This window comes from Mesorhizobium sp. M8A.F.Ca.ET.202.01.1.1, assembly GCF_004791595.1.
GTDB lineage: Bacteria > Pseudomonadota > Alphaproteobacteria > Rhizobiales > Rhizobiaceae > Mesorhizobium.
The window spans coordinates 1-301 of sequence record NZ_SRUN01000245.1 but is presented as its reverse complement, the minus strand read 5'-3'; the positions used below and the strand labels follow the sequence as shown (position 1 = coordinate 301).

1 protein-coding gene is annotated in these 301 nt (G+C 61.5%); it reads left to right on the top strand.

Translation table 11 applies throughout. The features are described from left to right. The coding region (locus EN845_RS34700; RefSeq protein ID WP_245511891.1) for an SIS domain-containing protein at positions 1–301 on the top strand (301 nt) is incomplete at both ends.

Sequence of the window (301 nt, the reverse complement as noted above, 5' to 3'; positions counted from 1 at the left end):
CGTCGATTTCGTCTCCGGCGTGTCGAAGCCGCTCGAATTGCCGTTCGACTTCGCCAAGATCGGCCGGCTGGCGCTTTCGGCCTGCGGCACCGCCTATCTCGCCGGGCTGATCTCAAAATACTGGTTCGAGCGCTACGCGCGGCTTCCCGTCGACATCGATGTCGCTTCCGAATTCCGCTACCGCGAAATGCCGCTTTCGGCCAACGACGCCCTTGAACACCGCCTACTTAAAGCGGGTCTTTGTCGCGTCGTAGAGTACCCCAATTTGCGCTTGCGTCAGCGCGACACCCTCCCAGACTGC